A 20,211-nucleotide genomic window follows, 5' to 3' on the forward strand; every position below is an offset into this window, starting at 1 on the left:
TCTTACCGGGTCGAATCGGATGAATCTTCGGACGCTTCGCTCGCTGCACGCGCGGCGCCCTTCGCCTCGTAGGCGGGATCGGCATCGACAGGCCTGCCGCCCAGCGCGACGCCGACGGCTTCGCGGGTTTGGACGAACTCCTTCTCGAAATCGAATGTCTTGCGCGCCGTCGACATCGCCATCACGACGTTCACGCCATTTCCGCTGCGATCCGCGTCCTTGAGCCAAAACCACAGCCGCCGCTCACGAACATAGAACATCGAAAAGATGCCCAACACAAGGAGCAGGCTGCCAAGATACACGACTTTTTTGCCCGGCGCGCGCGTCAACTGAAATACCGAAGCTTGCACCTGCTTGAAGGAGTCAAGCTGCAAATAGACAGGCGAACCGTACAGAAAGCTGTCCGAAATCGCGTTGATCGAGCTTTGGACAAAGCGGCTCGTGGTCGGATCGGCTGTCGCCGGGCCTTCTCCCGCCTGCTTGCGCGCGAGTTGCCACACATCCCACATCGAGCCTTCGAGCATGCGAAGCAAGAGTCCTGCCGCCTTCTCTTGCTCAGCCTTGGGGACAGAACGGTCGATGAAGGCGGCGACTGCCTGGAAGCCGCCAACCTTCTGACCGTTGGCGGCCTTGCCCAGGCTCGGATCGTCACCGGCGAACAGCGTCAGCACGCGCGATGCGCTTTCCTCCAGATGCTGCTGCAGTTCCGCGTTCGACTGCACCGAGCGTTGCGCGAAATCGCGTGCCGCCTGTGCACGGATGGCGGGGTCCTCGAGCGCCGCGCGCATGCGCATCCATTCGTTGACCGTGCCGCCCGCGTCGGCGGGGATGCGCAGATAGCGGAAGGCATCGTCAGGATTGGCGCGCATGCCCGCGAGAAACACCCGCTCGCCGCTTACATCGACGGGCAGCATGTAGTTGTTGTACTCGCGCGCCTGACCGTCCTTGTCGCGCACCTTGTATTGCACCGACGGGCCGACGTTACGCAGATCGACCGGCTTCGACGTCTTGGCGCCCGAGCCGAGGCGCTCGTCGAAGGCTTCCTTCAGCGACTGATGCGCGGCGACGCCGCGCGCATCGTTCTGGCCGTTGCCGTTCGAGATGTTCTCGACATTGATTGCGCGGAAATCGGCAAATTCGACCGTCTGGCCGTCCGCGCCGGGCATCGACGCGCTCAATACCTTCGAGCCGCCGATCTCGCCGCTGAACGGCTCGCTCTTGACGCTGCTGCCCGTCATCGGCCACGCCGTCGTCTGCATCTGCGAGCCGCCGTCCTGGAAGCTCGACTGATAGATCGACACGCCGTCGTATTCGAACGGCTTGTTCACCTCGACGCGTGCCGGCACCCGCGCGCCCGTCTTGTGGTCGATCACGACGATGTCGCTGGCAAAGAGCTTCGGCATGCCCGTCGAGTAGTAATCGACGATGAACTTGTTGAGTTCGATCGAAAACGGCAAATCCTGGATCAGCGAGCCGTCCTGCTGGTTCAGGATCGCCGTCGATACATGCTGGCCTTCCGGCACCCACGCGTAGCCGCGGAAGGTCGGATTGCCTTGCGACAGGCGATGCTCGGGCGGGATCTCGTTGATGACGGTGTTGCCGCGGATCGGCGTCTTGTCGAACAGCCACATCTGCAGCTTGATGGGCAGATTGCTGTCGAGCAAACCGCCGATGCAAATGATCACGATCGCGATGTGCGCGGAGATGTAGCCGAGCTTGGTCAGCGCGCCGCGCTTTGCGGCGATCAGCGTGGCGCCTTCCGATTCGCGCGTCACGTACTTGTAGCCGAGCTTCGCCGACAGCTTGCCGAGCGTGGCCACGGCTTGCGCGCGCGTCGCGTTCGGCACCGCGAACTCGCCCTTGTGGTGGAACGCGCGCAGGCTGCCTTCGCGGACCTTGTCCTTCCAGCTTTTCGTGTCGGCGATCATCTTCGGCGCGTTGCGGATCACGCACAGCGAGACCGACACGACCAGAAAGCCGAGGATCAGCATGAACCACCACGCGCTGTACACGTTGTACAAGCTCAGCGAGCGGAAGATGTCAGCCCAGAACGGCCCGAACTGGTTGACGTAGTTCGGATACGGATCGTCCTGCGTGAGCACCGTGCCGATGATGCTCGCAATCGACAGGATCACGAGCAACGCGATCGCAAAGCGCATCGAACTCAGCAATTCGACCGACGTGCGCAGGAAGCGCTGCCGCGACTTCAACTCCAAACCCGACGTGGTGACGCTCATTCAAACTCCGACTGAACAGCAAAAAAGGGTGCAGGGATATCGCTGCGTGCGATTCCCTCACCCTTTTCTTGTTTTTTCGCCGGCCATCTTACGACTCGCCTTAGGCCGGCTTCGCTTTCGTACGGGCTCTTAATGCAAGCCCGCGATGTAATCGGCCACCGCCTTGATCTCGCTATCCGACAAACGCGATGCGACGGCGTGCATTGCTTCGTTATTGTTACGCGCGCCCGGGCCCTGCGTGAATGCCGTCAACTGTGCCACGGTGTAATCCGCCCATTGTCCCGACAGGCGCGGATACTGTGACGGAATGCCCTGTCCCGTCGGCCCGTGACAGCTTGCGCACGCCGGGACGCCCTTGTCGGCGAGTCCTGCGCGATAAATCTTCTGCCCGAGGGGCACGGTGTCCTTGTTGTGCGCGTAACCGGGCTTCGGTGCCTGCGACGCGAAATATGCCGACACGTTGACCATGTCCTGATCGGTCAGCGCCGCGGCCATACCCGCCATAATCGCATTGTTGCGCGCGGCCTGCTTCGCACCTGGCTGGGTTTTGAAATCCTTGAGCTGCTTGACGAGATACTCGGGATGTTGGCCGGCAAGCTTCGGATACGCGCCACCCGCACTGTTGCCATCCGCACCGTGACATGAGGCGCACACCTGCGCTGCGATTGCCTGTCCCCGATTCAAATCCGGCTTTGCCTGATCTGCTGCTCTTGCCTGTACCGCCAAACCTGAAAGACCTGCTGCTGTGTGAAGTACCACCAGAAACTTGCCCAGTCGATTCATTCGCACACCCTGTTTCGTCTTGTGGGAATTAGAGGTTTTGCAAAATACGACAGCGACCGATCAGCCGCCGAGGCCCGCGCGGCGGCCTCTCAGGTTTTCAGTAAACCATCGTATTGTACAATAACTCGCTAATCGATCTGGCGCCAGTCGGGCCTCTCCGGCCTTTACGGCGGGGCTGCATCGCCCTTGCAGGGCAATTCATCACGTCCGCCGATGTGCGCAGGACGTCCGCTCGACGTCCATTCACCCCTCCATCTGGTCTTCTCCATGTCTTTTCTGCTCCACCAAGCGCGCTTCTTCACGACCGTCAACCATTTGCGCGATTTGCCGCCTACGCCGCAACCCGAGGTCGCTTTCGCGGGGCGGTCGAATGCGGGAAAGTCGACGGCCATCAACATCCTCTGCAACCAGAAGCGGCTCGCGTTTGCCAGTAAGACGCCGGGACGCACGCAGCACATCAACTATTTTTCGGTGGGACCGGCGGACGAGCCTGTCGCGAATCTCGTCGATCTGCCCGGCTACGGCTATGCCGAGGTGCCCGGCGCGGCGAAGGCTCATTGGGAGCAGTTGCTGTCGAGCTATCTGCAAACGCGATCGCAGCTGCGCGGCATGATCCTGATGATGGATTCGCGCCGGCCGCTTACGGAGCTGGATCGACGGATGATCGAGTGGTTCGCGCCGACGGGCAAGCCGATTCACACATTGCTCACCAAGTGCGACAAATTGACTCGTCAGGAGAGCATCAATGCGCTGCGGGCGACGAAGAAAGGGCTGGAAGAATACCGTGCGGCGGGCTATCAGGGCGAACTGTCGGCCCAGCTATTCTCCGCGCTCAAGCGGGTCGGCCTCGACGAAGCGCACGAACTGATCGAAAGCTGGATCGCGCCCGGCACGGCGGGCGATTCCGACGAACCTGCCGCGGCTGAATAAAGTCCAGATAACGCGCAAAGGCCCGCCGCGAAACGCGGGCAGCGCTTTTCGTTCGCCCAGAAAAAAACCCGCCGCTAGATAACGGCGGGTTAAACAGCCTAATCGAAAAACGACAGGCACCCGCTCAGGGAGGAGAAGCGGGGAGGTCAGCGCTAGGCGCCTTGCTCGATCGGTATGATATACCATTGTCTCGAAAAGTTTCTGGCAGGGTGCCGCCAGCATTTTTGACTTTTGCAGATATCCTCACATGAGCTTCTATCCGCATCACCGCCCGCGCCGCATGCGCCGGGACGACTTTTCGCGCCGCCTGATGCGCGAAAACATCCTCACCACCAATGATCTGATCTACCCCGTCTTCGTGATCGAAGGGACGAATGTCCGTCAGGCCGTACCGTCGATGCCGGGCGTCGAGCGAGTGTCCGTCGATCTGTTGATGGGCGTCGCCGAACAGTGTCTCGAGCTGGGCGTGCCCGTGCTGTCGCTCTTCCCGGTGATCGAGCCGTCGCTGAAGACGCCCGACGGCCGCGAGGCAACCAATGAAGCCGGCCTGATTCCACGCGCGGTGCGGGAGTTGAAGCAACGCTTTCCCGAGCTCGGCGTGCTGACCGACGTCGCGCTCGATCCGTACACGAGCCACGGCCAGGACGGCGTGCTGGATGAAAATGGCTACGTGATCAACGACGAAACGGTCGAGATTCTTGTCGAGCAGGCACAGACGCAGGCTCAGGCGGGCGTCGACATCGTTGCTCCGTCCGACATGATGGACGGCCGGATCGGCTCGATTCGCGAGATGCTGGAGAGCGAAGGCCATATTCACACGCGGATCATGGCTTACTCGGCGAAGTTCGCGTCGGCGTTCTACGGCCCGTTCCGCGATGCTGTCGGTTCCGCAGCGAATCTCGGCAAAGGCAACAAGATGACCTATCAGCTCGACCCCGCAAACTCCGACGAGGCGCTGCGCGAAGTGCGCGCCGACATCGACGAGGGTGCGGACATGGTGATGGTCAAGCCGGGCATGCCTTATCTGGATATCTTGCGCCGTGTGAAGGACGAGTTCCGCTTCCCGACTTACGTGTACCAGGTGAGCGGCGAATACGCGATGCTGAAGGCCGCCGCGCAAAACGGCTGGCTCGATCACGACAAGGTGATGATGGAATCGCTGCTCGCGTTCAAGCGCGCTGGCGCGGACGGCGTGCTGACCTACTTCGCGCTGGACGCTGCACGCTTGCTGAAGGCGCAGAAGTAAGGTTGCGATTCCCGCCGCGTACTACGGCGTCACGGTGTCGCAGTGTGCAGGGACTGGAAGCGGAGATCGCCTTGCGATCTCCGCTTTTTTTGATTGCGGGCTGAAGCGGGCGGCGTTGCTTATGGTGGGTGACGTTTTGATGCTCAGGTCTGTGGTGCCGCCATTGCGCGGTCGAGACTTCTCAGGAATTTGTCCGCCGATTCGTATCCGACGACGCGCAGTATTTCTCTCCCGCCGCGGTCGAAAAAGATGATTCCCGGTGGCCCGAACAAGTTGAACCGTTTGAGCAGAACCTGATCGTCTGCGTTGTTCGCCGTCACGTCCGCGCGCAGCAGATTCATTTGCTTGAGCTTCGCCTGGACGCGCGGGTCCTTGAAGGTGAACTTCTCCATTTCCTTGCAGCTGACGCACCAGTCCGCGTAAAAATCGAGCATGGCGGGCTGTGCGGCCGTTTTGACGGCTTCGTCGAGCTGACCGGATGTGCTCACCGGCGCGAAGGCCAGATCGGCCTGTTGGGCCTCCCCGGACGGCGCATTCGATGTCCGACTCGCGAGCACGGCGAGCGGCTTCAACGGGTCTGTCGATCCCGCAGCCAGGCCGACCAGTAATGTGGCGGCCCAGATCGCAAATGCGGCGCCGATTCCGCGCCCAAGACCGCGCCAGATCGAGCCTGCGCCCGCATGCGGAGAAAATAGCCCCAGACCGGCAGCCGCGACCAGTAGCCACAGCGCGGCCAACAGCATTTGCGCAACCGGGCCCAAGACCGGCCACACGATCCAGAGCGCGGCCGCGAGCAGCACAATGCCGAAGAGAACCTTGACGCTGTCCATCCAGGCACCCGCACGCGGCAGCAACGTTCCCGCACCGAGCCCGATGATGAGCAGCGGTACACCAAGCCCGATCCCCATCGAAAACAGTGCCGCACCGCCCAGCACCGCATTACCGGTATGCGCTACGAACGCCAAGACGGCAAACAGCGGTGCCGTCATGCACGCACCGACCACCAGCGCAGAAAGCGCCCCCATCACCGCGACGGCCGCGAATTTGCCTCCCGCATGCTTGCCGGACGCCGCTGAGACGCCGCTCTGCAAGCGCTGAGGCAACGCGATATCGACACCCGCGATCAATGTGAGCGCAAAGAGGGACAGCAAAACGCCAAACGCGCCGAGCACCCAAGGGTTTTGCAGCCAGGCGCCGAGGCTTTGTCCAACGAGCGCCGCCGCGATGCCAAGCACTGTGTACACGAGCGCCATCCCGACAACGTAAGCTAACGACAGCGTGAAACCGCGTGCGCGTGTGACCCGTGGCCCCTCGCCGATGATGATTGCCGACAGGATCGGGATCATCGGGTACGAACAGGGAAGTAGACTCAACACGATACCGGCCACGAAATACAACCCGACGATCGCGAAGAAACCGCCGCCTTGCAGCAGCGATTGCGCATAGTCTGCGCTGGTCGCGCGCTCGTACCACGAGCCGCTGCTTTGAGCGTCCGGAGCCGACAGCGTGTTCGTATTGCCCGCAATGGCAGCGTGCAACGCCGCTCCCGTGACGTGATAGACGCGCTCCATTGGCGGGTAGCAGATGCCCGCGTCGGCGCAGCCCTGCGACGTAACGGCGAGATCGAACGGACCGCTCGCTTGCTTCACGGGGACACGGACGGTCAATTCTCCGCGGTAAGTCTCGACATTTTTCCCGAAGGTTTGATCGAACTTCACATGTCCCGCGGGCAATTGCGCGTCACCCACCGTGGCCGTACCGTTGCGAGTCACGAAGGCGAATCGCTCCCGGTACATGTAGTAACCGTCCGCGATCTTGTAGTGAACCAGCACCTCGCCTGGCTCCTCGGATGCGCTGAATCTGAATGCGACCGAGGGATCGAGAAAGTCGTCCGCCGCACGAGCGACCGTCGCCGTAGTCAGCGACAGCAGCAGTACGCCTGCGACAAAGGTGAGAAAGCGCGCGACATTCCGCCCGCGCCGGAACAAACCGTTAAACATGGATTGGGCGTTGCGTTTCGGCATTCACCCATTGGCCATACGCGGCCGACGCAGTGACTTGCCAGGAAAGGATTTCGGGCGTGTCGTACGGATGCTGAGCCTGGATGAACTGTTCGAGCTCAAGCGTTCGCACGACGCTCGTCTTGAACAGCAACTGGATCTCTTCCGCCGATTCGATCTTGCCCTGCCAGTGGTAGCTCGACTGCACGCTGCCAAGTTGCGTCACACACGCAGCGAGACGAGCAGAAAGCACATGCTCAGCCAATGTTTGCGCCGTTTCGAGGTCCGGTACGGTCGTCAAGACCAAACTCACATTCACGTTCACCGACGGCTCCAGCGCTTCCAAAACAGGGTGACGTTATCGTATCACCTTGCCCTGATCGCTCGCTGTCGCTCGAATGGCATAGGCAAAACGCACGGTGGAAAACAAAAAAGCCAGGCTCAAGCCTGGCTTTTTTGGTCGCTGTCAGAAACCTTATTCAGCTTCTGCAACGTTCTCGACTTCCTCGACTTCCGGACGGTCGAGCAGTTCGACCAGCGCCATCGGTGCATTGTCGCCGACGCGGAAACCGAACTTCAGGATGCGCAGGTAGCCACCCGGACGGTTCGCGAAGCGCGGGCCCAGCACGTCGAACAGCTTCGTGACCGAGTCACGGTCGCGCAGGCGATTGAACGCCAGACGACGGTTAGCCAGCGACGGCTTCTTGCCGAGCGTGATCAGCGGCTCGACGACTTTACGGAGTTCCTTCGCCTTCGGCAGCGTCGTCTTGATGACTTCGTGCTCGATCAGCGAGTTGGACATGTTACGGAGCATTGCCAGACGGTGGCTGCTCGTGCGGTTCAGTTTCCGCAGACCATGACGGTGACGCATTTCAATTTCCTTGAATCAAAGTTTTGGTCCAGCTCTTCTATCGCTTTCCCTGTGTAACCTGGAAAGCACGGGCCGGTAGTGAAAAAGGCAAGACGCGGATTTTAAAGGAAAATCCGCGTCCTCGCCAGACGCTACTACGTGTCTTACTTGTCGAGACCGGCCGGCGGCCAGTTTTCGAGCTTCATGCCAAGCGTCAGGCCACGCGAAGCGAGCACTTCCTTGATCTCGTTCAGCGACTTGCGGCCCAGGTTCGGCGTCTTCAGCAGCTCGTTTTCCGTGCGTTGGATCAGGTCGCCGATGTAGTAGATGTTCTCGGCCTTCAGGCAGTTCGCGGAACGAACCGTCAGTTCGAGATCATCGACCGGACGCAGCAGGATCGGATCGATTTGCGGAGCGCGCGACGGCGCTTCTGCCGCTGCTTCCGTACCTTCCAGCGCTGCGAAGACCGACAGCTGATCAACCAGAATACGCGCCGATTGACGGATCGCTTCTTCCGGCGAAATCACACCGTTGGTTTCGATGTTCATCACGAGCTTGTCGAGGTCGGTCCGCTGTTCGACACGCGCGCTTTCCACTGCGTAGCTCACGCGGCGAACCGGCGAGAACGACGCGTCCAGCACGATACGACCAATGATCTTGGCCGATTCTTCACCGTAACGACGCACATTGCCCGGGACATAGCCACGGCCCTTTTCGACCTTGATCTGCACGTCGAGCTTACCGCCCTTCGACAGATGCGCAATCACGTGATCCGGGTTGATCACTTCGCAGTCGTGTGCGAGTTCGATGTCGCCAGCCGTGACAACGCCTTCGCCTTCCTTGCGCAGCGTAACCGTCACTTCGTCACGGTTATGCAGCTTGAACACCACGCCCTTCAGGTTCAACAACAGGTTGACCACGTCCTCCTGCACACCATCGAGCGTCGAGTATTCGTGCACGACGCCTGCGATCGTCACTTCGGTCGGCGCGTAGCCCACCATCGACGACAGCAACACGCGCCGGAGCGCGTTACCCAAGGTGTGGCCATAACCCCGTTCAAACGGTTCCATGACCACTTTCGCATGGCTTTCGCCAAGCGACTCAACAGCGATGATCTTGGGCTTCAACAAACTGGTTTGCATAGGTTTTCCTTTTCAATACCCTCGGCTCGTTACACCGATAAGGCTGACCGGTAACAACCTGAAAATAAACAGCCGAGGTGCCCCCTTGCCTAACGCAATCGGGGAACCTCGGCCGTCAATCCGATTAGCGCGAATACAATTCGACGATCAGGCTTTCGTTGATGTCGCCAGCGATGTCGCTGCGTTCCGGCATTTGCTTGAACGTGCCTTCGAATTTCTTCGAATCGACAGCAACCCACTGCGGCAGACCGCCCTGTTCGGCGAGCGACAGCGCTTCGAGAATACGAGCCTGCTTCTTCGCCTGTTCGCGCACGGCAACCACGTCGCCAGCCTTGACTTGCAGCGACGGGATGTTCGCGACGACGCCGTTCACCGTGATCGACTTGTGGCTCACGAGCTGACGCGCTTCAGCGCGCGTCGAACCGAAACCCATGCGATACACGACGTTGTCCAGACGCGACTCGAGCAACTTCAGCAGGTTCTCACCCGTGTTGCCCTTGCGACGGTCGGCTTCAGCGAAGTAACGGCGGAACTGGCGCTCGAGAACGCCGTAGATGCGCTTCACTTTTTGCTTTTCGCGCAGCTGCGTACCGTAATCGGACGTACGCGCGCCCGAGGTGCGGCCATGTTGACCCGGCTTGCTGTCAAGCTTGCACTTGTCAGCGAGCGAACGACGGGCGCTCTTCAGGAAGAGATCGGTGCCTTCACGGCGAGACAGCTTGGCTTTAGGGCCGATATAGCGTGCCACTTTGCATTCCTTCTATGATTGATCACGTGAACTTCCATTCACGCTAGTCCGAACCCTTTGGGTCGAACGGTGGGCTTAGTCAATTCAATAACGCAAGCAGCCTGTTACCGCCGTTAGCGGCAACAGGCGCAAGCGGCGCGTGCGTCTTAGATACGACGACGCTTCGGCGGACGGCAGCCGTTGTGCGGAACCGGCGTCACGTCGGAGATCGCGGTGATCTTGATGCCAAGACCATGCAGCGCGCGCACCGCGGACTCACGGCCAGGACCAGGGCCCTTGATCCGCACTTCGAGGTTCTTCACGCCGTATTCCATCGCCACACGACCAGCCGATTCCGCAGCGACCTGAGCAGCAAACGGGGTCGACTTACGCGAACCCTTGAAGCCCTGGCCACCCGACGTCGCCCAAGCCAATGCATTGCCTTGACGATCGGTGATCGTGATGATGGTGTTGTTGAACGACGCGTGAACGTGAACCACGCCCTCGGCGACGTTCTTCTTGACCTTCTTGCGAACGCGTTGCGCCGCGGAGTTGTTCGAAGCCTTAGCCATTACGTTTTCCTGTAACTGTCAGTCTCGCTTACTTCTTCAGCGCTTGCGCTGCACGACGCGGACCCTTGCGCGTACGAGCATTCGTACGCGTACGCTGACCACGCAGGGGCAGGCCCTTGCGATGGCGCACGCCACGATAGCAACCGAGATCCATCAGGCGCTTAATGTTCATCGTCGTTTCACGGCGCAGATCGCCTTCAACGATGAACTTGCCGACCTCTTCACGCAGCTTTTCGAGATCTGCGTCGTTCAGGTCCTTGACCTTCTTCGAAAATGCCACACCAGCAGCGACGCAAATGTCGCGCGAGCGCGTGCGGCCGATACCGTAAATTGCCGTCAGGCCGATTTCGGTATGCTGGTGGTTCGGGATGTTAACCCCTGCGATACGAGCCATTGTTTTTCCTCAAACAAAAAGCGCAAACAAAAGCGCGGCGTTCAGCCTTGACGCTGCTTGTGGCGCGGATCGGAGCTGCAAATCACGCGAACGACGCCCTTGCGCTTGATGATCTTGCAATTGCGGCAAATGCGCTTAACCGATGCCATCACTTTCATGATATTACCCTTTTTTCAAATCACTTCGCCCGGAACACGATCCGCGCACGCGACAGATCGTAAGGCGTCAATTCAACCGTAACCTTGTCGCCCGGAAGGATACGGATGTAGTGCATCCGCATCTTGCCGGATATGTGTCCCAATACGACATGGCCGTTTTCCAGCTTCACCCGAAAGGTAGCGTTGGGGAGGTTTTCGATAACCTCGCCCTGCATCTGGATTACATCGTCTTTGGCCATAAGTCCTTTCAACGCATCGGGACGCCGCCGCCCTTGAAGTTAGCCTTCTTCAGCAGCGACTCATACTGTTGCGACATAACGTACGACTGCACCTGCGCCATGAAATCCATTGTGACGACGACAATGATCAGCAGCGACGTTCCACCAAAATAAAACGGCACATTCCAGCGCAGCACCAGAAACTCGGGCAGCAAGCAAACGAACACAATGTAGATCGCACCGGCCAGCGTCAAACGCGTCAGGATGCGGTCAATATAGCGTGCCGTCTGGTCACCCGGACGAATACCCGGGACGAATGCACCACTCTTCTTCAGGTTGTCGGCCGTCTCCCTGCTGTTGAACACCAGCGCGGTGTAGAAAAAGCAGAAGAACACGATCGCCAACGCGTACAGCAACACGTACACCGGTTGACCGGGCTTGAGCGCTTCAGCCACATTGTGCAGCGTGTCCGCGAACCAACCGGTCCGCGACCCTGAACTGAACCAGTTCAGGATGGTTGCCGGGAACAGGATGATCGACGATGCGAAGATCGGCGGAATCACACCCGACATGTTCAACTTCAGCGGCAGATGCGACGACTGTCCACCGTAAATCTTGTTGCCGACTTGCCGCTTCGCGTAGTTCACAAGAATCTTGCGCTGGCCGCGTTCGATGAACACCACCAGATACGTCACAGCTGCAATCAGCGCGACCACGATGATCGCCGAGATGATACTCATCGAGCCAGTACGAACCAGTTCGAAGAGACCACCGATCGCATTGGGGAAACCCGCTGCAATGCCGCCGAAAATAATGATCGAAATCCCGTTACCCAGACCGCGTTCCGTGATTTGCTCACCGAGCCACATCAGGAACATCGTGCCGGTCACGAGCGTCACAACCGTCGTCAGCCGGAAGACCATGCCAGGATCGATCACCAATGCCGGCTGATTCTCCAGCGCAACAGCGATACCAAAAGCCTGGAACGTGGCAAGAACCACGGTAAAGATACGCGTGTACTGCGTAATCTTCCGTTGCCCCGCCTGTCCTTCCTTCTTCAGCGCTTCGAGTTGCGGCGAGACGATCGCCAGCAACTGCATGATGATCGACGCCGAGATGTACGGCATGATCCCCAGCGCGAAAATCGTGAACCGCGAAAGTGCGCCACCCGAGAACATGTTGAACATGCCAAGGATGCCGCCCGACTGGCTCTGAAACAACTTCGCCAGCTGGTCCGGGTCGATACCCGGCACCGGAATATGCGCGCCGATGCGGTAGACGACCAGCGCCAGCAGCAGGAACACTGCACGCCGGCGCAGATCGCCAAACTTCGCCGCGCTTCGACCGGGTTTTGCGATACTCGGGCTGTTAGCCAAGAACCTTCTCCGATGCAAATGCTAGTGACGGCAATCGACTTGCACGTTACTCGGCGAAAGAACCGCCAGCTGCTTCGATCGCAGCGCGCGCGCCCTTCGTCGCACCCAGCCCCTTCACAACGACCTTGCGCTTCAGCTCGCCCGTCGCGATGATCTTGGCGCTAGTCATCAGCTCGCCGACCAGACCGGCTTGCTTCAGTGCCAGCAGATCGATTTCATCGACCGGCAGCTTCTCCAGATCGCCGAGACGCACTTCACCAACGAATTCCTTCGTCAGCGAGGTAAAGCCACGCTTCGGCAGACGGCGTTGCAGCGGCATCTGACCGCCTTCGAAGCCGACCTTGTGAAAGCCACCCGAACGCGACTTCTGACCCTTGTGACCACGGCCAGCGGTCTTGCCGAGGCCGGAGCCGATGCCGCGACCAACGCGACGCTTTGCGTGCTTCGCGCCTTCAGCCGGCTTCAGGTTATTCAATTCCATTATCAACTCCTTGAGTGCCCGAACGGCCGCTTAGCCGATGACCTTAACGAGGTACGAGACCTTGTTGATCATGCCGCGCACAGCCGGCGTGTCCTGCAGCTCGCTAACCGAGTTCAGACGGCGCAGGCCAAGACCTCGCACCGTTGCGCGGTGCGATTCGCGGGTCCCAATCAGGCTCTTGACGAGCTGAACCTTGACAGTTTTTTCAGACATGGTGACCACCTTAGCCCAGAATGTCTTCGACGGACTTACCACGCTTCGCCGCGATGTCAGCCGGCGTCGACTGCTTGCGCAGACCATCCAGCGTCGCACGAACGAGGTTGTACGGGTTCGTCGAACCGTGGCTCTTGGCCACAACGTTTTGCACGCCCATCACGTCGAACACTGCGCGCATCGGGCCGCCAGCGATCACGCCGGTACCGTCCTTCGCCGGAGCGAGGAGAACCGTCGATGCGCCGTGCTTGCCGTGCACTTCGTGTTGCAGCGTACCGTTCTTGAGCGGCACCTTGAACATGTTGCGGCGGGCTTGTTCCATTGCCTTCTGAACAGCGACCGGAACTTCCTTGGCCTTGCCCTTGCCCATACCGACGCGGCCATCACCGTCGCCAACCACGGTCAGTGCGGCGAAACCGAGAATACGGCCACCCTTCACGACCTTGGTCACGCGGTTGACCGAAATCATCTTTTCGCGGAGGCCGTCGTCGCGTTCGTCAGCCTGAACTTTCGCTTGCATCTTTGCCATGACGAATTCCTTCCTTAGAACTTGAGCCCGGCTTCGCGCGCCGCATCAGCCAGCGCTTTCACGCGGCCGTGGTAGCGGAAACCCGAGCGGTCGAAGGCGACGGATTCGATGCCGGCAGCCTTAGCCTTTTCTGCGATGCGCTTGCCGATCAGGGTCGCAGCGGCAACATTGCCACCCTTGCCCGACTGGTCGGCCAATTGCGCACGCACTTCGGCTTCGAGCGTCGACGCGCTGGCGAGCACCTTGGTGCCGCACGGCGAGAACACTTGCGCATAGATGTGCGTGTTCGTGCGATGCACGGCCAGACGCGCGACTTGCAGCTCAGCGATCTTGATACGCGTCTGACGAGCGCGGCGCAGGCGTGATTGAGTCTTATCCATGATTGCGCACCCTTACTTCTTCTTCGTTTCTTTGAGGATCACAACCTCGTTGGCGTAACGCACGCCCTTGCCCTTATAAGGCTCCGGCGGACGGTAGCCGCGCACTTCTGCAGCGACTTGGCCAACTTGTTGCTTGTTGATCCCCTTGATCACGATTTCGGTTTGCGACGGGGTTTCTGCCTTGACGCCTTCCGGCATCTGGTGCACCACCGGGTGCGAGAAACCCAGCGACAGGTTCAGCTTGTCGCCTTGCGCTTGCGCACGATAACCAACGCCAACCAGCGTCAGCTTGCGCTCGAAACCCTTGGTCACGCCTTGCACCATGTTCGCGACCAGCGCGCGCATCGTGCCCGACATAGCATTTGCTTCGCGGCTTTCGTCAACCGGCTCGAACTTCAGCGTGCCGTTGTCGTTCACCACCTTTACGAGACGATTCGCGTTCTGCGAGATCGTACCCAGCGGACCCTTGACGGTAATGCGCTCGTCGCTCAGGGCCACTTCTGCGCCTTGCAGCGCGATCGGGCTTTTACCTACTCGAGACATGTTTCTTCTCCCTTCGGTCTTAAGCGACGTAGCAGATGACTTCGCCGCCCACGCCAGTAGCGCGCGCCTTGCGGTCGGTCATCACACCCTTCGGCGTCGAAACGATCGCAACGCCCAACCCATTCATGACTTGTGGGATGTCGTTACGGCCGCGATACACACGCAGACCAGGCTTCGAGACGCGCTCGAGGCGCTCGATAACCGGACGGCCAGCGTAGTACTTCAACGCGATGTTCAATTCCGACTTCGCACCTTCAGCCTTCACTGCGAAATCGTCGATATAGCCTTCATCCTTCAGGACTTGCGCGATCGCAACCTTGACTTTCGACGAGGGCATCGCCACCGAAACCTTCTCAACCATCTGCGCGTTGCGGATGCGAGTCAGCATATCGGCGATAGGATCACTCATGCTCATTTACGTTTCTCCTATTACCAGCTCGCCTTGGTCAGGCCAGGGATCTCGCCGCGGAACGCGATTTCACGAATCTTGTTACGCGCCAGCCCGAATTTACGGAAGGTGCCACGCGGACGACCGGTGATTGCGCAACGATTGCGCTTGCGGGTCGGGTTCGAATTGCGCGGCAGTTGTTGCAGCTCCAGACGAGCCGCATAACGCTCTTCTTCCGACTTGCTTTGGTCGTCGATGATTGCCTTCAGCTCAGCACGCTTCGGTGCGAACTTGGCAGCCAGGCGCGCACGCTTCTTTTCACGTTCGATCAGTGCCAGTTTAGCCACGGTAACCTCAGTTTCTGAACGGGAACTTGAAGCTGGCGAGCAGTGCCTTTGCTTCGTCGTCAGTCTTCGCAGTAGTCGTGATGCTGATGTTCAGCCCACGCAGCGCGTCGATTTTGTCGTAGTCGATTTCGGGGAAAATGATCTGCTCTTTCACACCGATGTTGTAGTTGCCACGACCGTCGAATGCACGGCCCGACACGCCACGGAAGTCACGCACACGCGGGAGCGCAACCGTCACGAAACGATCGAGAAATTCGTACATTGCCTGGCCACGCAGCGTGACCATCGCGCCGATCGGGTAACCCTGACGGATCTTGAAGCCTGCGATTGCCTTGCGTGCCTTCGTGATGACCGGCTTCTGGCCCGCAATCTTCGTCAGATCGCCAACGGCGTTCTCGATGATCTTCTTGTCAGCGACGGCTTCGCCAAGACCCATGTTCAGGGTGATCTTGGTGATGCGCGGCACTTCCATCACGGACTTGTAACCGAACTTCTCGATCAGGCCGGGAACAACCTTCTCTTTATAAAATTCTTGCAAACGTGCCATTTTTTACTCCGCAGCGTCAGGCGCTCAGCACAGCACCGGTCGACTTCAGGAAACGAACCTTCTTGTCTCCCTCGACCTTGATGCCGACACGCGACGGCTTGCCATTCGCGTCGACCAGCGCGACGTTCGAAATATGCAACGGCATTGCCTTCGCTTCCACGCCGCCCGTCGTACCCTTCATCGGGTTCGGCTTAACATGCTTCTTGGCGATATTCAGGCCTTCGACGGTCACGCGGTCATCAGCAACAGCCAGCACGACACCGCGCTTGCCCTTGTCCTTGCCGGTGATGACGACGACTTCGTCACCCTTGCGAATCTTGTTCATCTCGGCTCCTTACAGCACTTCCGGCGCGAGCGAAACGATCTTCATGAAACGTTCGCTGCGCAGCTCACGCGTAACCGGCCCGAAGATGCGGGTGCCGATAGGCTCGAGCTTGGTATTCAAAAGCACGGCTGCGTTGCCGTCGAACTTGATCAGCGAGCCGTCTTGACGACGCACGCCCTTGGCGGTGCGAACCACCACGGCGTTGTAGATTTCGCCTTTCTTCACGCGCCCGCGCGGCGTTGCCTCTTTGACGCTCACCTTGATGATGTCGCCGATGTTGGCATAACGACGCTTCGAGCCGCCGAGCACCTTGATGCACATGACTTCACGCGCACCCGTGTTGTCGGCCACTTCTAGCCGAGTTTCGGTCTGGATCATGGTTTATCTTTCCCAACTTAATCCGGTTGCACCACCATGATGCACTCGGTCAGTCTTGGTCCCGTCAGCCAACGGCTGCTTGGGTTAGAACAGCAGCGACGGCAAACGAAACCCGCCATCGCAATCCGGTGATTCTGTCGACATGGACTGGCGCCCAGGTCGCTTCCCCCACCTACGACTTCGCCCGCGATGGGGCTCCCACAAAGAGGGAAGACCGAGATTATAACAAATAATCTCGGTCTTGCAAGCGAAATCTACTGCGATTTCAACTACTTCTTACAGCTCAGCCGCTTTAGATGATTCGAGCAGCTTCGATCAGACGCGACACCGCCCAAGCCTTCGTCTTCGACACCGGACGAGTTTCCTGGATTTCAACGAGATCGCCCTCGTTATAGGTGTTCGCTTCGTCGTGAGCGTGGTACTTCTTCGAACGCACGACGTACTTGCCGTAGATCGGGTGCTTCACGCGATGCTCGACCAGCACGGTAACCGTCTTGTCCATCTTGTTGCTGACGACCTTGCCGACCAGCGTCCGCTTGAGCGAGGTTTTTACGCTATCGTTCATTTCTGGTTCGCCTTCTCAGTCAGGACGGTCCGCACACGCGCGATGTCGCGACGGACCTTCTTCAGCTGGCTCGTGTTCGTGAGCTGCTGGGTCGCGAGTTGCATGCGCAGGCCGAATTGCGCCTTCAACAGGTCCGACAGCTCCTTGTTGAGCGCGGCCTGATCTTTCTGGTGAAGTTCGGATGCCTTCATCATTCACTCCTTAGGCGCCGAGCTGGCGAACCATGAACGTCGTCTTCAGCGGCAGCTTGGCTGCAGCCAGACGGAACGCTTCACGTGCCAGTTCTTCGGTCACACCATCCATTTCGTACAGCATCTTGCCCGGCTGAATCTCAGCGACGTAGTACTCAGGGTTACCCTTACCGTTACCCATACGCACTTCCGCCGGCTTTTGCGAGATCGGCTTGTCCGGGAAAATACGGATCCAGATGCGGCCGCCGCGCTTGATGTGACGCGTCATTGCACGACGCGCTGCCTCAATCTGACGCGCGGTCAGGCGGCCGCGACCGATAGCCTTAAGACCGTACTCACCGAACGACACCGCGTTACCACGCGTTGCGACGCCCGTGTTACGACCCTTCTGCTCTTTGCGATACTTCCTGCGTTTCGGTTGCAGCATCGTTATTCTCCAGTCTTACCGTCGCCGGCACCGCCACGGCGCGGAGCACCACGGCGAGCACCTGCCGGTGCACCTTCACCATCGCGACGCGGGCGGCGATCGCCCGGACGTGCGTTGCGGCGCGGACGCTTTTCTTCGGCGACTTCTTCCACCACCGGAGCGTCATTGCGGCCGAGCGTGTCGCCCTTGTAGACCCACACCTTCACGCCGATGATGCCGTACGTCGTCTTCGCTTCCGAGGTTGCGTAGTCGATGTCCGCACGCAGCGTGTGCAGGGGCACGCGACCTTCGCGATACCATTCCGTACGGGCGATTTCGATGCCGTTCAGACGGCCAGCGCTCATGATCTTGATGCCTTGGGCACCCAGACGCATCGCGTTTTGCATCGCACGCTTCATTGCGCGGCGGAACATAATCCGGCGCTCAAGCTGCTGCGTGATCGAATCGGCGATCAGTTGCGCGTCGGTTTCCGGCTTGCGGATTTCTTCGATGTTGACGTGAACCGGAACGCCCATGCGCTTTTGCAGCTCGGACTTCAGCAGTTCAATGTCTTCACCCTTCTTACCGATCACGACACCCGGACGCGAGCTGAAAATCGTGATACGTGCGTTCTTTGCAGGACGCTCGATCACAACGCGGCCGACGGACGCGTTCTTCAGCTTCTTCTTCAGGTATTCACGAACACCGATGTCTTCCTGCAACATCGCCGCGAAATTGTTGTTGTTCGCGTACCAACGCGAAGCCCAATTGCGGCTGACGGCCAAACGGAAGCCAGTCGGATGAATTTTCTGTCCCATCGTATGGCTCCTTAATTCCCGACCGTCACAGTGATGTGACAGGATTGCTTCTCGATGCGGTTACCGCGACCCTTTGCGCGTGCGGTGAAACGCTTCAGCGAAGCAGCCTTGTCGACGTAGATGCTCGTGATCTTGAGCTCGTCGATATCGGCGCCTTCGTTGTGTTCCGCATTCGCGATCGCAGACAACACGACCTTCTTAACGATACCCGCCGCCTTCTTCGGCGAGAACGTCAGAACGTTCAGCGCCTTGTCGACCGGCAAACCACGAATCTGGTCAGCCACAAGGCGCGTTTTCTGCGCCGAGATGCGGGCACCGCGATGAATTGCTTTCACTTCCATCTTGATTGCCCCTTATTTCTTGGCCTTCTTGTCGGCCGCGTGACCCTTGAACGTACGGGTCAGTGCGAACTCGCCAAGCTTGTGGCCGACCATGTTTTCCGTGACGTACACCGGAACGTGTTGACGGCCGTTATGAACGGCGATCGTCAGACCGATAAAGTCCGGCAGGATCGTCGAGCGACGCGACCAGGTCTTGATTGGCTTCTTGTCGCGCGATGCTGCAGCCGCCTCAACTTTCTTCAGCAAATGGGCGTCGCAGAACGGACCTTTTTTAATAGAACGTGCCATTGCCTACTCCTTAACGCTTGTGACGGCGCTGGACGATCATGCTCGTCGTGCGCTTGTTGCTACGGGTGCGATAACCCTTCGTCGGCGTGCCCCACGGGCTCACCGGATCGCGACCTGCAGCCGTCTTGCCTTCACCACCACCGTGCGGGTGATCGACCGGGTTCATAACAACGCCACGCACCGTCGGACGGATACCGCGCCAGCGGTTCGCGCCAGCCTTACCGATTTGACGGAGGCTGTGCTCTTCGTTGCCTACTTCACCGATCGTCGCGCGGCATTCGATGTGAACGCGGCGGATTTCGCCCGAACGCAGACGAACCTGCGCATAGGTGCCTTCGCGAGCCAGCAGCATCGCCGACGTACCAGCCGAACGCGCCATTTGCGCGCCCTTGCCCGGCAGCATCTCGATGCAGTGAATCGTCGTACCGACCGGGATGTTGCGGATCGGCAGCGTGTTGCCTGCGCGGATCGGAGCTTCCGAACCCGACATCAGTTGCGTACCAACCGTCACGCCCTTCGGAGCGATGATGTAACGACGCTCGCCGTCTGCGTACAGGACCAGCGCGATGTTCGCGCTACGGTTCGGATCGTATTCGAGGCGTTCAACCTTTGCCGGAATACCATCCTTCGTGCGACGGAAATCGACGATACGGTAGTGTTGCTTATGACCACCGCCTTTGTGACGCGTGGTGATGTGGCCGTTGTTGTTACGGCCGGCGGTCTTGCTCTGCACGTCGAGCAGCGGCGCGTACGGCTTGCCCTTATGCAGATCCTTGTTGACCACCTTGACCATCGCGCGGCGGCCCGGCGAAGTCGGCTTAACTTTCACGATTGCCAT

31 protein-coding genes are annotated in these 20,211 nt (G+C 59.5%); 2 read left to right on the plus strand and 29 right to left on the minus strand.

Translation table 11 applies throughout. From position 1 onward, the window contains the following. Nucleotides 1-2: 2 nt before the first annotated feature. Both KFO72_RS17995 and KFO72_RS18000 read right to left on the minus strand, forming a co-directional pair. Nucleotides 3-2,237, minus strand: coding sequence for a cytochrome c biogenesis protein ResB (locus tag KFO72_RS17995; protein ID WP_225032703.1), 2,235 nt, complete (start codon nt 2,235-2,237; stop codon nt 3-5). 129 nt (nt 2,238-2,366) lie between these two features. Continuing rightward, entirely contained in the window at nt 2,367-3,020 is a 654-nt protein-coding gene (locus KFO72_RS18000; RefSeq protein WP_225032704.1) for a c-type cytochrome, read from the minus strand. A gap of 267 nt (nt 3,021-3,287) precedes the next feature. Here KFO72_RS18000 and yihA point away from each other — a divergent pair, with 267 nt between their 5' ends. Continuing rightward, complete coding sequence (gene yihA, locus KFO72_RS18005) at nt 3,288-3,950, plus strand: ribosome biogenesis GTP-binding protein YihA/YsxC (RefSeq protein WP_225032705.1); 663 nt, start codon at nt 3,288-3,290, stop codon at nt 3,948-3,950. Nucleotides 3,951-4,197: 247 nt separating this feature from the next. Further along, the gene (gene hemB / locus KFO72_RS18010) at nt 4,198-5,196 is read left to right on the plus strand and encodes a porphobilinogen synthase (RefSeq protein ID WP_035988834.1); all 999 of its coding nucleotides are present in this window, start codon (nt 4,198-4,200) and stop codon (nt 5,194-5,196) included. Between the two features lie 143 nt (nt 5,197-5,339). Here hemB and dsbD read toward each other — a convergent pair whose 3' ends face one another. The 27 genes from dsbD to rplB form a co-directional block, all read right to left on the minus strand. Then, a complete protein-coding gene (gene dsbD, locus KFO72_RS18015; RefSeq protein WP_225032706.1) occupies nt 5,340-7,196 on the minus strand; it encodes a protein-disulfide reductase DsbD in 1,857 nt (618 codons plus the stop codon). After that, the gene (gene cutA, locus KFO72_RS18020) at nt 7,189-7,515 is read right to left on the minus strand and encodes a divalent-cation tolerance protein CutA (RefSeq protein ID WP_176956789.1); all 327 of its coding nucleotides are present in this window, start codon (nt 7,513-7,515) and stop codon (nt 7,189-7,191) included. Before cutA ends, dsbD begins: the two co-directional genes overlap by 8 nt. A gap of 156 nt (nt 7,516-7,671) precedes the next feature. Further along, nucleotides 7,672-8,067, minus strand: coding sequence for a 50S ribosomal protein L17 (gene rplQ, locus KFO72_RS18025; protein ID WP_007730705.1), 396 nt, complete (start codon nt 8,065-8,067; stop codon nt 7,672-7,674). Nucleotides 8,068-8,210: 143 nt separating this feature from the next. After that, nucleotides 8,211-9,188, minus strand: a complete 978-nt coding sequence (locus KFO72_RS18030; RefSeq protein ID WP_007730697.1) for a DNA-directed RNA polymerase subunit alpha — start codon at nt 9,186-9,188, stop codon at nt 8,211-8,213. A gap of 124 nt (nt 9,189-9,312) precedes the next feature. Then, on the minus strand, nt 9,313-9,936 hold the full coding sequence (gene rpsD / locus KFO72_RS18035) for a 30S ribosomal protein S4 (protein WP_035988825.1): 624 nt from the start codon (nt 9,934-9,936) through the stop codon (nt 9,313-9,315). A gap of 146 nt (nt 9,937-10,082) precedes the next feature. After that, a complete protein-coding gene (gene rpsK, locus KFO72_RS18040) occupies nt 10,083-10,487 on the minus strand; it encodes a 30S ribosomal protein S11 (protein WP_006052224.1) in 405 nt (134 codons plus the stop codon). Between the two features lie 28 nt (nt 10,488-10,515). Continuing rightward, on the minus strand, nt 10,516-10,881 hold the full coding sequence (rpsM, locus tag KFO72_RS18045) for a 30S ribosomal protein S13 (RefSeq protein ID WP_035988822.1): 366 nt from the start codon (nt 10,879-10,881) through the stop codon (nt 10,516-10,518). Nucleotides 10,882-10,922: 41 nt separating this feature from the next. After that, nucleotides 10,923-11,039 carry a 50S ribosomal protein L36 gene (rpmJ, locus tag KFO72_RS18050; RefSeq protein WP_004199844.1) on the minus strand — a complete coding sequence of 39 codons (117 nt, stop codon included), beginning with the start codon at nt 11,037-11,039 and terminating at the stop codon, nt 10,923-10,925. 20 nt (nt 11,040-11,059) lie between these two features. Next, complete coding sequence (gene infA / locus KFO72_RS18055; protein ID WP_004521905.1) at nt 11,060-11,278, minus strand: translation initiation factor IF-1; 219 nt, start codon at nt 11,276-11,278, stop codon at nt 11,060-11,062. Between the two features lie 8 nt (nt 11,279-11,286). Beyond that, nucleotides 11,287-12,633, minus strand: a complete 1,347-nt coding sequence (gene secY / locus KFO72_RS18060; protein WP_225032707.1) for a preprotein translocase subunit SecY — start codon at nt 12,631-12,633, stop codon at nt 11,287-11,289. 46 nt (nt 12,634-12,679) lie between these two features. Beyond that, on the minus strand, nt 12,680-13,114 hold the full coding sequence (gene rplO, locus KFO72_RS18065; protein WP_035988819.1) for a 50S ribosomal protein L15: 435 nt from the start codon (nt 13,112-13,114) through the stop codon (nt 12,680-12,682). A 30-nt stretch (nt 13,115-13,144) separates the two neighbouring features. Beyond that, complete coding sequence (gene rpmD / locus KFO72_RS18070; protein WP_004202755.1) at nt 13,145-13,327, minus strand: 50S ribosomal protein L30; 183 nt, start codon at nt 13,325-13,327, stop codon at nt 13,145-13,147. A 10-nt stretch (nt 13,328-13,337) separates the two neighbouring features. Continuing rightward, nucleotides 13,338-13,856: a 30S ribosomal protein S5 gene (rpsE, locus tag KFO72_RS18075; RefSeq protein WP_007730604.1), complete on the minus strand. Its 519-nt coding sequence runs from the start codon at nt 13,854-13,856 to the stop codon at nt 13,338-13,340. 14 nt (nt 13,857-13,870) lie between these two features. After that, nucleotides 13,871-14,236: a 50S ribosomal protein L18 gene (gene rplR, locus KFO72_RS18080; RefSeq protein WP_008923336.1), complete on the minus strand. Its 366-nt coding sequence runs from the start codon at nt 14,234-14,236 to the stop codon at nt 13,871-13,873. 12 nt (nt 14,237-14,248) lie between these two features. Then, nucleotides 14,249-14,779, minus strand: coding sequence for a 50S ribosomal protein L6 (gene rplF, locus KFO72_RS18085; protein WP_035988814.1), 531 nt, complete (start codon nt 14,777-14,779; stop codon nt 14,249-14,251). Between the two features lie 19 nt (nt 14,780-14,798). Beyond that, entirely contained in the window at nt 14,799-15,194 is a 396-nt protein-coding gene (gene rpsH, locus KFO72_RS18090; RefSeq protein WP_006477185.1) for a 30S ribosomal protein S8, read from the minus strand. Between the two features lie 14 nt (nt 15,195-15,208). Beyond that, on the minus strand, nt 15,209-15,514 hold the full coding sequence (gene rpsN, locus KFO72_RS18095) for a 30S ribosomal protein S14 (protein WP_007730586.1): 306 nt from the start codon (nt 15,512-15,514) through the stop codon (nt 15,209-15,211). Nucleotides 15,515-15,521: 7 nt separating this feature from the next. Beyond that, nucleotides 15,522-16,061: a 50S ribosomal protein L5 gene (rplE, locus tag KFO72_RS18100; RefSeq protein ID WP_006052214.1), complete on the minus strand. Its 540-nt coding sequence runs from the start codon at nt 16,059-16,061 to the stop codon at nt 15,522-15,524. Between the two features lie 16 nt (nt 16,062-16,077). Further along, nucleotides 16,078-16,386, minus strand: a complete 309-nt coding sequence (rplX, locus tag KFO72_RS18105) for a 50S ribosomal protein L24 (protein WP_054929163.1) — start codon at nt 16,384-16,386, stop codon at nt 16,078-16,080. Between the two features lie 9 nt (nt 16,387-16,395). Continuing rightward, nucleotides 16,396-16,764 (minus strand): 50S ribosomal protein L14, encoded by a 369-nt coding sequence (gene rplN, locus KFO72_RS18110; protein WP_012402188.1) that lies wholly within the window; start codon nt 16,762-16,764, stop codon nt 16,396-16,398. A 292-nt stretch (nt 16,765-17,056) separates the two neighbouring features. Then, the gene (rpsQ, locus tag KFO72_RS18115; RefSeq protein ID WP_007730563.1) at nt 17,057-17,329 is read right to left on the minus strand and encodes a 30S ribosomal protein S17; all 273 of its coding nucleotides are present in this window, start codon (nt 17,327-17,329) and stop codon (nt 17,057-17,059) included. After that, nucleotides 17,326-17,520, minus strand: coding sequence for a 50S ribosomal protein L29 (gene rpmC, locus KFO72_RS18120; RefSeq protein WP_007180130.1), 195 nt, complete (start codon nt 17,518-17,520; stop codon nt 17,326-17,328). The genes rpsQ and rpmC overlap by 4 nt, the downstream gene beginning before the upstream one ends. Nucleotides 17,521-17,530: 10 nt before the next feature. Continuing rightward, nucleotides 17,531-17,947, minus strand: coding sequence for a 50S ribosomal protein L16 (gene rplP / locus KFO72_RS18125; protein ID WP_007730545.1), 417 nt, complete (start codon nt 17,945-17,947; stop codon nt 17,531-17,533). A gap of 2 nt (nt 17,948-17,949) precedes the next feature. Continuing rightward, nucleotides 17,950-18,744: a 30S ribosomal protein S3 gene (gene rpsC, locus KFO72_RS18130; protein ID WP_012402193.1), complete on the minus strand. Its 795-nt coding sequence runs from the start codon at nt 18,742-18,744 to the stop codon at nt 17,950-17,952. Nucleotides 18,745-18,755: 11 nt separating this feature from the next. After that, nucleotides 18,756-19,085 carry a 50S ribosomal protein L22 gene (gene rplV / locus KFO72_RS18135; protein WP_007730533.1) on the minus strand — a complete coding sequence of 110 codons (330 nt, stop codon included), beginning with the start codon at nt 19,083-19,085 and terminating at the stop codon, nt 18,756-18,758. A gap of 12 nt (nt 19,086-19,097) precedes the next feature. After that, entirely contained in the window at nt 19,098-19,373 is a 276-nt protein-coding gene (gene rpsS / locus KFO72_RS18140; RefSeq protein WP_006998484.1) for a 30S ribosomal protein S19, read from the minus strand. Nucleotides 19,374-19,383: 10 nt separating this feature from the next. Beyond that, nucleotides 19,384-20,211 carry a 50S ribosomal protein L2 gene (rplB, locus tag KFO72_RS18145; RefSeq protein ID WP_060599589.1) on the minus strand — a complete coding sequence of 276 codons (828 nt, stop codon included), beginning with the start codon at nt 20,209-20,211 and terminating at the stop codon, nt 19,384-19,386.

The organism is Paraburkholderia sp. XV, assembly GCF_020177535.1.
Taxonomy (GTDB): Bacteria; Pseudomonadota; Gammaproteobacteria; order Burkholderiales; family Burkholderiaceae; genus Paraburkholderia; species Paraburkholderia caribensis.

Bases quoted from the DNA above. Each gene is read 5' to 3' on its own strand.
- KFO72_RS17995 (WP_225032703.1), bottom strand. From the start codon at position 2,237: ATGAGCGTCACCACGTCGGGTTTGGAGTTGAAGTCGCGGCAGCGCTTC.
- KFO72_RS18000 (WP_225032704.1), bottom strand. From the start codon at position 3,020: ATGAATCGACTGGGCAAGTTTCTGGTGGTACTTCACACAGCAGCAGGT.
- yihA (WP_225032705.1), top strand. From the start codon at position 3,288: ATGTCTTTTCTGCTCCACCAAGCGCGCTTCTTCACGACCGTCAACCAT.
- hemB (WP_035988834.1), top strand. From the start codon at position 4,198: ATGAGCTTCTATCCGCATCACCGCCCGCGCCGCATGCGCCGGGACGAC.
- dsbD (WP_225032706.1), bottom strand. From the start codon at position 7,196: ATGTTTAACGGTTTGTTCCGGCGCGGGCGGAATGTCGCGCGCTTTCTC.
- rplQ (WP_007730705.1), bottom strand. From the start codon at position 8,067: ATGCGTCACCGTCATGGTCTGCGGAAACTGAACCGCACGAGCAGCCAC.
- KFO72_RS18030 (WP_007730697.1), bottom strand. From the start codon at position 9,188: ATGCAAACCAGTTTGTTGAAGCCCAAGATCATCGCTGTTGAGTCGCTT.
- rpsK (WP_006052224.1), bottom strand. From the start codon at position 10,487: ATGGCTAAGGCTTCGAACAACTCCGCGGCGCAACGCGTTCGCAAGAAG.
- rpsM (WP_035988822.1), bottom strand. From the start codon at position 10,881: ATGGCTCGTATCGCAGGGGTTAACATCCCGAACCACCAGCATACCGAA.
- rpmJ (WP_004199844.1), bottom strand. From the start codon at position 11,039: ATGAAAGTGATGGCATCGGTTAAGCGCATTTGCCGCAATTGCAAGATC.
- infA (WP_004521905.1), bottom strand. From the start codon at position 11,278: ATGGCCAAAGACGATGTAATCCAGATGCAGGGCGAGGTTATCGAAAAC.
- rplO (WP_035988819.1), bottom strand. From the start codon at position 13,114: ATGGAATTGAATAACCTGAAGCCGGCTGAAGGCGCGAAGCACGCAAAG.
- rpmD (WP_004202755.1), bottom strand. From the start codon at position 13,327: ATGTCTGAAAAAACTGTCAAGGTTCAGCTCGTCAAGAGCCTGATTGGG.
- rpsE (WP_007730604.1), bottom strand. From the start codon at position 13,856: ATGGCAAAGATGCAAGCGAAAGTTCAGGCTGACGAACGCGACGACGGC.
- rplR (WP_008923336.1), bottom strand. From the start codon at position 14,236: ATGGATAAGACTCAATCACGCCTGCGCCGCGCTCGTCAGACGCGTATC.
- rplF (WP_035988814.1), bottom strand. From the start codon at position 14,779: ATGTCTCGAGTAGGTAAAAGCCCGATCGCGCTGCAAGGCGCAGAAGTG.
- rpsH (WP_006477185.1), bottom strand. From the start codon at position 15,194: ATGAGCATGAGTGATCCTATCGCCGATATGCTGACTCGCATCCGCAAC.
- rplE (WP_006052214.1), bottom strand. From the start codon at position 16,061: ATGGCACGTTTGCAAGAATTTTATAAAGAGAAGGTTGTTCCCGGCCTG.
- rplX (WP_054929163.1), bottom strand. From the start codon at position 16,386: ATGAACAAGATTCGCAAGGGTGACGAAGTCGTCGTCATCACCGGCAAG.
- rplN (WP_012402188.1), bottom strand. From the start codon at position 16,764: ATGATCCAGACCGAAACTCGGCTAGAAGTGGCCGACAACACGGGTGCG.
- rpsQ (WP_007730563.1), bottom strand. From the start codon at position 17,329: ATGAACGATAGCGTAAAAACCTCGCTCAAGCGGACGCTGGTCGGCAAG.
- rpmC (WP_007180130.1), bottom strand. From the start codon at position 17,520: ATGAAGGCATCCGAACTTCACCAGAAAGATCAGGCCGCGCTCAACAAG.
- rplP (WP_007730545.1), bottom strand. From the start codon at position 17,947: ATGCTGCAACCGAAACGCAGGAAGTATCGCAAAGAGCAGAAGGGTCGT.
- rpsC (WP_012402193.1), bottom strand. From the start codon at position 18,744: ATGGGACAGAAAATTCATCCGACTGGCTTCCGTTTGGCCGTCAGCCGC.
- rplV (WP_007730533.1), bottom strand. From the start codon at position 19,085: ATGGAAGTGAAAGCAATTCATCGCGGTGCCCGCATCTCGGCGCAGAAA.
- rpsS (WP_006998484.1), bottom strand. From the start codon at position 19,373: ATGGCACGTTCTATTAAAAAAGGTCCGTTCTGCGACGCCCATTTGCTG.
- rplB (WP_060599589.1), bottom strand. From the start codon at position 20,211: ATGGCAATCGTGAAAGTTAAGCCGACTTCGCCGGGCCGCCGCGCGATG.